This window comes from uncultured Chryseobacterium sp. (assembly GCF_913776365.1).
GTDB lineage: Bacteria > Bacteroidota > Bacteroidia > Flavobacteriales > Weeksellaceae > Chryseobacterium.
Map to the genome: position 1 here is coordinate 145,735 of NZ_CAJYMO010000318.1, position 7,998 is coordinate 153,732.

General features: G+C 43.1%; 8 protein-coding genes. 7 read left to right on the top strand and 1 reads right to left on the bottom strand.

Annotated elements, in window-relative coordinates; all coding sequences use genetic code 11:
* Positions 1-3: 3 nt before the first annotated feature.
* Positions 4-2,064 carry a S9 family peptidase gene (locus QZ735_RS17370; RefSeq protein WP_294251145.1) on the top strand — a complete coding sequence of 687 codons (2,061 nt, stop codon included), beginning with the start codon at positions 4-6 and terminating at the stop codon, positions 2,062-2,064.
* Between the two features lie 24 nt (positions 2,065-2,088).
* Positions 2,089-2,430 carry a hypothetical protein gene (locus QZ735_RS17375; RefSeq protein ID WP_294251147.1) on the top strand — a complete coding sequence of 114 codons (342 nt, stop codon included), beginning with the start codon at positions 2,089-2,091 and terminating at the stop codon, positions 2,428-2,430.
* 188 nt (positions 2,431-2,618) lie between these two features.
* Here the strand turns inward: QZ735_RS17375 and QZ735_RS17380 are convergent, their stop codons facing one another.
* Positions 2,619-3,119, bottom strand: coding sequence for an SRPBCC domain-containing protein (locus tag QZ735_RS17380; protein WP_294251149.1), 501 nt, complete (start codon positions 3,117-3,119; stop codon positions 2,619-2,621).
* A 201-nt stretch (positions 3,120-3,320) separates the two neighbouring features.
* Here QZ735_RS17380 and QZ735_RS17385 point away from each other — a divergent pair, with 201 nt between their 5' ends.
* From QZ735_RS17385 to QZ735_RS17405, 5 genes are all read left to right on the top strand, one after another.
* Positions 3,321-4,868, top strand: a complete 1,548-nt coding sequence (locus QZ735_RS17385; RefSeq protein ID WP_294251152.1) for a HAMP domain-containing sensor histidine kinase — start codon at positions 3,321-3,323, stop codon at positions 4,866-4,868.
* Between the two features lie 88 nt (positions 4,869-4,956).
* Entirely contained in the window at positions 4,957-5,643 is a 687-nt protein-coding gene (locus tag QZ735_RS17390) for a response regulator transcription factor (protein ID WP_294251154.1), read from the top strand.
* 111 nt (positions 5,644-5,754) lie between these two features.
* Positions 5,755-6,408, top strand: coding sequence for a hypothetical protein (locus tag QZ735_RS17395; protein WP_294251158.1), 654 nt, complete (start codon positions 5,755-5,757; stop codon positions 6,406-6,408).
* Between the two features lie 19 nt (positions 6,409-6,427).
* Positions 6,428-6,805: a hypothetical protein gene (locus QZ735_RS17400; protein ID WP_294251161.1), complete on the top strand. Its 378-nt coding sequence runs from the start codon at positions 6,428-6,430 to the stop codon at positions 6,803-6,805.
* Between the two features lie 94 nt (positions 6,806-6,899).
* Positions 6,900-7,998: heavy-metal-associated domain-containing protein (locus tag QZ735_RS17405; RefSeq protein WP_294251162.1), on the top strand; the 1,099-nt coding region annotated here is incomplete at its 3' end.

The window sequence follows — 7,998 nt, forward strand, 5'->3', positions numbered from 1 at the left end:
TGAATGGAAGCTCCAAAGGCAAAAAAAATAGAAAAGATACTGGAAATACACGGCGACAGAAGAACAGACCCTTATTTCTGGCTCAATGAAAGGGAAAATCCTGAAGTGATCCGTTACCTTGAAGAAGAAAACGCCTATGCCGATTTCATCATGAAAGAGACGGAATCTCTACAGGAAGAACTCTTTGAAGAAATGAAGGCCCGCTACAAGAAAGACGACGAATCGCTGCCCTATTTCTTCAATGGCTACTGGTATATCGTAAGATATGAAGAAGGAAAGGAATATCCTATTTTCTGCCGCAAATACCAAAGCCTGGATCATGAGGAAGAAATCCTCATTGATGTCAATATACTGGCTGAAGGCGAAAGCTATTTTGAAGTCGGAAGCGTGGCCGTATCCCCTGATAACAAGCTGGTCTCATTTTCTTCGGATAATGTGAGCCGCAGGATCTACACCATCAATTTCAAAAACCTCAAAACGGGAGAAATCCTTCCGGACAAGATCGAAAATACAACCGGTAAGGCCGTATGGGCCAATGATAATGAACATGTCTTCTACATCCGTAAAGACGAAAGCCTGCGTGCCTTCCAGGTATACAGGCACAAGCTGGGAACCGATACTTCCGAAGACCTTCTGATTTTCCACGAGAAGGATGACACCTTTGATGTGAATGTGTTCAAAACAAAATCACTGGAATATATTTTCATTGCCAGCTCAAGCACCATCTCGGACGAACACCGGTTTATCCCTTCGGATAACGTTTTCGCGGACTGGACGGTTATTCAGCCGAGAATTGATGACCTTGAGTATTCCGTAGAACATTACGAAGACGAATTCTATATCATCACCAATGCAGATGACGCTTTTAATTTCAAGATCGTAAAAACGAAGATCAGTAACTGCGGCATGGAGAACTGGACCGATGTTATTCCTCACCGCCCGGAAATCCTGCTCGAAGGTTTTGAAATCTTCAGAAATTACCTTGTGCTTGAAGAGCGTGAGGAAGGACTCCTCCAGATCAGGATTATTGATGAAAAAACACAGGAATCGCATTATCTGCCTTTCTCAGATCCCACTTACACTGCGTACATCGGGGTAAACCTGGAGTTTGATACGGAAATTGTACGGTACGGCTATACCTCGCTGACCCAGCCAAGTTCTACCTACGAATACAATATGAAGGAAAAAACCACCGTCCTCCTGAAACAGCAGGAAGTCCTGGGCGGAAAATTTTTCCCTGAAAACTATATTTCCGAAAGGATTTGGGCAGATTCCAGAGACGGAGAAACCAAAATCCCCGTTTCCCTGGTCTATCATAAAGACACGCAAAAGTCTGCGGATACGCCCCTGCTCTTATACGGTTACGGAAGCTACGGACACACTGTGGATGCAAGCTTTTCCAATGTAAGGCTTTCCATTCTGGACAGAGGCTTTATCTACGCCATTGCCCACATCCGCGGCGGTGAATACCTGGGACGGGAATGGTACGAAGACGGCAAGATGCTGTATAAGAAAAACACGTTCTTCGATTTTATTGATGCCGGGAAATACCTGGTTCAGGAAAACTACACCTCTCCGAAACATCTGTACGCTATGGGCGGAAGCGCCGGCGGCCTGCTGGTAGGAGCCGTGATGAATTATGAACCGGCTTTATTCAACGGGATCGTGGCACAGGTGCCTTTTGTAGATGTGGTGACGACCATGCTGGACGAAACCATTCCCCTGACTACCGGAGAATACGACGAATGGGGAAATCCGAACGATGAAGAATATTATCATTATATGAAAGAATATTCACCGTATGATAACGTGGAAGCCAAGGATTACCCGAATGTCCTCATCACCACCGGGCTGCACGATTCCCAGGTCCAGTACTGGGAACCTGCCAAATGGACTGCCAGGCTGAGGGAACTGAAAACCGATCAAAACATTTTGGTGTTCAAAACGGATATGAGCGCAGGACATGGCGGAGCCAGCGGAAGATTCGAATCCCTGAAAGAGGACGCGCTGGAATTTGCATTTCTTCTGATGGTGGATCAAAAACCCCATGAACCAACAAAATAAACCTAACCTATCAATTTACCACTCATGAATGAAGCAGAATACTGGCAGAAAGTAGAACAGTTTTTCATTGAAACTTTTGATACAGAAAAGAATGCACCGATTGAAACTTACCTGTTTCTGATTGGCCTTCAGGAATTAGGGAGCGGCCAGCAGAAATATACGAAGGACGACAAAGTAAACCTGATCCATATTGCCGTATGCAGGTTACTGGAACCTTTCGGATACTATAAATTTTCACACTATGACGACGATGGTTATCCTCATTTCGAAATAGTGGAGGAACTTCCGGAACTGAAGCCGAACGAGCAGCAGCTTCTGATGAAAAAAGCCATCATCCAGTATTTTCAGGATGAAGAATTAATTTAAAAACAGGAGAATTGGCCAGTTTGAAAATTAGATTTCAGATTATTTACATGAAAAGAGTCCGTCTCGCAACCAGTGAAAACGGACTTTTTTATGATTTTTCCCGGTCTTCTGTCAAAGTATAATGTTTATATTTTCGATTCCCGACAACGTCATCGAGTCACGAGTCAGATCCTTTTTTAATTTTCAAATTATATCATTTTCAAATTGCTGAGAATTCCATCCAATTGTGTAAGACCTGCCATGAAGCCTTCTTTAAAGCCCATTTCAAGGATCTTACGCATCTCTTCCTGCGTTTTAAAATGAATATTGATCGTGACTTTGGTCCCTTCTTCCACTCCGGTAAATCCGAAAAGCCATTTTACCTGCGGAAAATCAATGTTGACATTTCCGTTTTCGTCACAGAACGCATCAGTAGCGTCAAAGCTTCTGTGGTCTGTAATTTCGCCATATTTTACCTGCGCATCATGTCTTTCCCCTCCGGGTCCCAACATGGCATATCGCCAGATGCCTTCCTCCCGGAAATCCTGGCTTACGGTTTCACAGATCCAGGGCTTAGGTGCCCACCACAGATCCAGCAGCGCTGACTGCGTAAAATGGTTCCAGACACTGGAAACATCTGTTTTGTAAACAGCCATTACATACACATGGCTTGCGTCAGCATCTTCGTTAAAAATAATATCCGTTTTCATATATGCAATGTATTTGATGATTGCAGGACTGCCCCTTTAGTCTTTGCTTTCTATTAAAGATAACTAAAAATTTAATAAAAAATTGTTAAAAAAGCTCCTTTTAAGAAAAATTACACAATTTTATGGTTTGTTTTTTGTTCATTGACTTATAAAATGATTAATTTTAACATTATCATTGTTAAAAAATTATAAAATAAACTCATGAATAATAAATTCATTCCGATAATCTCAGTGTTCATGACGATCTCACTGATTGTCTTTGTGACGCTCCAGTTTTATTGGCTGAAACGTTATTATGGCGCCCTGGATCAGGATTTTTCTTCTAAGGTATATTCCGCGCTGGAGAATACCTCAAAAATCGTGGGTGAAGCGGAAGTGGATAAATACCTGAACGTAGATGCCAAAAATTTCAGGAACAATATTCTTGCCAACAGCAGCCAGCCTTCGCTTACGGCCATTCAGCAGATCAAGGATTCCGGAACGCAGCGGCAGATTATTTATTCCAAGAACATTATCGAAAAGAACCAGCTTCCCATTTCCAAGAAAGGCGATTCCCTGAAACTGACGACGCTGTATTCCGATGAGGCAGCGTATAAGATAAAACGGGATACCACCAGCCGCGAACTCCTCACAGCAGATCTCAACAGGGATATTGAGAACGGCGATTATGCCATGAAGGAATTTGTAAAGGTAAACGGCAACAACCTTCCGATTACCAAGCGGGTGAATGATAAGGTACTGGATTCCGTTATCACCAAAGAACTGAGAATCCGGGGAATTTCTGCCGCTTTCGGCTATGGCGTTATCGATAAGGCCAATGTACTTACCAGCGTGGCCAACAAACTGTACAAAGAGAAAAAAGATAACAACACCTATAGCTATCCTCTTTTTACAGATTCCAAGGAAAGGACCTTGTATACACTCGCACTGGTATTCCCTAAAAAGGAATATTCCCTGGCCATGAACAACTGGCCCATGCTGTTGGGGACTTTTCTCTCCCTGCTTACCATCCTGGGAATCTATATTATTTCCATCAATTATATGATGCGGCAGAAAAAGCTGGCTGAAGTAAAGACCGACTTCATCAATAACATGTCCCATGAGTTCAAAACGCCGCTGGCGACCATCTCTGTAGCTACGGACTCCCTGGCCAATGATAAAATTGCCACCAATCCGGATAAAGTAAAATATTATTCCGAACTCATCAAACAGGAAAACCTGAGAATGAAAAAACAGGTGGAAAATGTACTGAACATGTCCAAACTGGAAAGAAATGAGGTCAATCTTTTCCTGAAGGAAACCAACGTGCGTGAGCTGATCAGAAGAACCACCGAGTCTTTCAATCTGATTATACAGCAGAGAAACGGGAGCCTTAAACAGGAATTCACTGCAACGGATTATAATTTCAGGATTGACGAGTTCCACATCAGCAATATGCTGGTCAATCTGCTGGATAATGCAAACAAGTACTCGCCGGAAGCACCGGAAATCAGCATCAAGACCAGTAATGAAGGTAATTGGTACGTGATTGAGGTTTCCGATAAAGGAATGGGGATGGAAACCCAGAACAAAACCAAAATCTTTGAAAAGTTTTTCAGGGAAGAAACCGGAAATATCCATAATGTGAAAGGTCAGGGACTTGGACTGTCTTACGTTAAGAAGATCGTGGAACTGCATAAAGGCCTCATCATTGTAGACTCACACAAAGGGAAAGGCAGCACCTTTACCATCAAGCTGCCGATGAGCTGACAATACAATATAAGCAAACCAAATAATAAATAAAGACGAGGAAGAGTGACTTGTTCATTCTTAGTATTAATGTTTAATGATTACCATTATGAGCAACAGAATATTATTAGTAGAAGACGACCAGAGTTTCGGCGCAGTACTGAAGGATTACCTATCCATCAATAATTTTGAAGTAACGCTGGCTACGGATGGAGAAATGGGACTGAAAGAATTTACGGAAAACGAATTCGACATCTGTATCTTCGATGTCATGATGCCTAAAAAAGACGGATTTTCATTGGCCGAAGACGTAAAAAAAATAGATAAAAACACCCCGATCATTTTCCTTACTGCAAGAAATATGCGTGAGGACATCCTGAAGGGATACCAGCTGGGAGCTGACGATTATATCACCAAACCTTTTGACACGGAATTGCTTTTATACAAAATCAAAGCGATCCTGCAGAGAAGCTCCACTTTGGAAAATGAAGAACAGGAACAGTTTAAAATCAGCAATATCTTTTTTGATTCAATGCTGCGGCAGCTACGGGTGGGCGATAATGAATATAAGCTTTCACCAAAAGAAAACGAATTGCTGAAGCTGCTCTGCATCCACAGGAACGACTTCATGCCGCGGGATCTTGCCCTGAGAAAAATCTGGAAAAAGGAAAACTATTTTACGGCAAGAAGTATGGACGTTTATATTGCCAAACTGCGGAAGCTGCTGAAAGATGACGAAGGCCTGGAAATCATCAATGTTCACGGGGAAGGCTTCAGGTTACTGGTGAAAAATTAAAACCGGGCAGGTTTTTGTTTTTTTGAATAAATGAAGCCTGTTTTTAATAATACTGTTAAATTAGCAAAACAATCCAAAATGTTTTGCTAATTTTGTTTTTCATCAGAAGATATGAAGAATATTATACTGGGTACATTAGCCCTATCTATAGTTACCGTTTCCTGTAAAAAAGACGAAAGCCCCACTTACCTGAAAGAAGAAGCATCCGTTCAGCCATCGGCGATGGCTATGAAACCGGCTCCCAAAACTTCTATTCTGGACCAGGCGGGCATCCGGTCCACTTCCGGATCCGGAATGTCTACCGTTACCTCAGCAGGCATGAATCCGCCGCACGGACAGCCGGGGCACCGGTGTGATATTCCTGTGGGACAGCCATTGAACTCCGCACCGGCACAGGGAACACAGAATGTCGCAGTGAATACCAATCAGGCACAGACCATACAGATTGACCCCAATTCTGTACAGCCCGGAAAATTTACCGTGGACGCCAACGGAAAAGCGAAAACCACAGTTACCGCCAAAGGGATGAATCCGCCGCATGGTGAACCGGGGCACCGGTGTGACATTCCTGTAGGACAGCCGTTGAACAGTAAGCCTGTAGCCTCTGCTGCAACTCCTGCTGCACAGCCTGCCCAGATGAATCTTCAGAGTGATCCTTCAGCAAACCGGCCTGCACCTCAGATCGGAGAAAAACCGGCACTTAATCCTCCGCATGGCAAACCATGGCATAATTGTGCCGTGAAGGTAGGTGAAGCTTTGCCATAATTTTTGTATTTTTGCAGAAGTGAAACTGTTTCAGATCATAGCTGTTGTTTTCTGCCTGGGGATTTTTCTTATCCCCAAAGACAGCCTGTATCTGGAAAACAGGCAGGAAACCTGTTGCCGTCAGGATTCTTCAATGGAGGGAATGGATTGCTGTAAAAAAGACAATCCTATCAAACATTCCTCTCATCAGAATAAAGAAAAAAAATCTTCTTCCTGTGATGACAGCTGCTGTTCTTCCTGCGTGCTGTGCTACACCTTTATCGAAACCCCTTTTTCCGGAAACCCGGGACTGGAATTATCCTACTACCAATCCAATAAAAACTTACAGTTCCAATACTCGGATCCTTATCTTTCAGACCGTTTGAAGGAAATCTGGCAACCGCCTAAAATAGGTTAATTAAATAAACTTAACAATGTATCAGTTTAGCAATTCATCAGTGATTATCAGATGATTACTTTGCTGTATTTAATTAATCTAAATTTTTAAACCCATGAAATTATATATTTCCAGGATTATTCTTGGTATATTCTTAGTATATGCTCCGTTGATAACCGCTCAAAATCTTTCCAAACACAGTTTTACCGTAAAAGGGAACTGCAATATGTGCAAAGAAAGAATTGAAACTACCGCCAGAAAGGCAGGCGCAAAAACGGCAGTCTATTCCGTAGACCTTCAAACACTGACTCTAGAAACAGATAATACCGTTTCAACAGACGAAATCCTGAAAAAAGTGGCCGATGCCGGCCATGACAATGAAAAGTTCAAAGCTCCTGAAAGCAGCTATCAGGCCCTACCCGATTGCTGCCATTACGAGCGGAATCTGCAGACGGCCACTACAGAAAATCATGATCACCCTTTAAAAAAGGAAAATGAATTCTATGTAAAAGGCAATTGCGAATCCTGCAAAACCCGGATTGAAAAAGCCGCTAAAGAGGCCGGTGCCGATGCAGCAGAATGGAACGCGGAAACCCAGACCGTCACTTTACATTTTGATTCGGCTAAAACCTCATCCGATAAGATCTTAAAGAAAATAGCGGAGGTAGGCCACGATAATGAAAAGTACAAATCCAGCGATACTACGTATAAGAACCTTCCTTCCTGTTGTCTGTATGACAGAACGGTTCCTTTCGGGGAAGCCAATCCGAAAGTACACTCAGAAGAAGGGGAATCTCAGGAGCATTCAGGACATCAGGTTTCAGATAATGAAGACCATAACGGTAAAGCTATTGAAGGCGTTACGGTAACAGGATCCAAAGCGGCTACCTCATTACAGAAAAAAGAGGCCGGACTGGTTTTTAACATCGATAAAAAAGAATTGTTGAAAGCCGCCTGCTGCAACTTATCCGAAAGCTTTGAAACCAACGCCACGGTAGACGTCTCCTTCAGCAATGCCGTAACGGGAACCAAACAGCTGAAAATGCTGGGCCTGGATCAGAAATACACCAGCCTGACAAAGGAACTTCTGCCTGAAATCCGGGGATTGGCTTCGGCTTACGGGCTCAATTTCATTCCCAGAAGGTGGATTGAAAGCATCCAGCTCACAAAAGGAGGCAGTACGGTAACCAACGGCTATGAAAGCATCACCGGAC

What these genes read in the sequence shown, in the direction of transcription:
- QZ735_RS17370 (WP_294251145.1), top strand. Translation starts at nt 4, where the DNA reads ATGGAAGCTCCAAAGGCAAAAAAAATAGAAAAGATACTGGAAATACAC.
- QZ735_RS17375 (WP_294251147.1), top strand. Translation starts at nt 2,089, where the DNA reads ATGAATGAAGCAGAATACTGGCAGAAAGTAGAACAGTTTTTCATTGAA.
- QZ735_RS17380 (WP_294251149.1), bottom strand. Translation starts at nt 3,119, where the DNA reads ATGAAAACGGATATTATTTTTAACGAAGATGCTGACGCAAGCCATGTG.
- QZ735_RS17385 (WP_294251152.1), top strand. Translation starts at nt 3,321, where the DNA reads ATGAATAATAAATTCATTCCGATAATCTCAGTGTTCATGACGATCTCA.
- QZ735_RS17390 (WP_294251154.1), top strand. Translation starts at nt 4,957, where the DNA reads ATGAGCAACAGAATATTATTAGTAGAAGACGACCAGAGTTTCGGCGCA.
- QZ735_RS17395 (WP_294251158.1), top strand. Translation starts at nt 5,755, where the DNA reads ATGAAGAATATTATACTGGGTACATTAGCCCTATCTATAGTTACCGTT.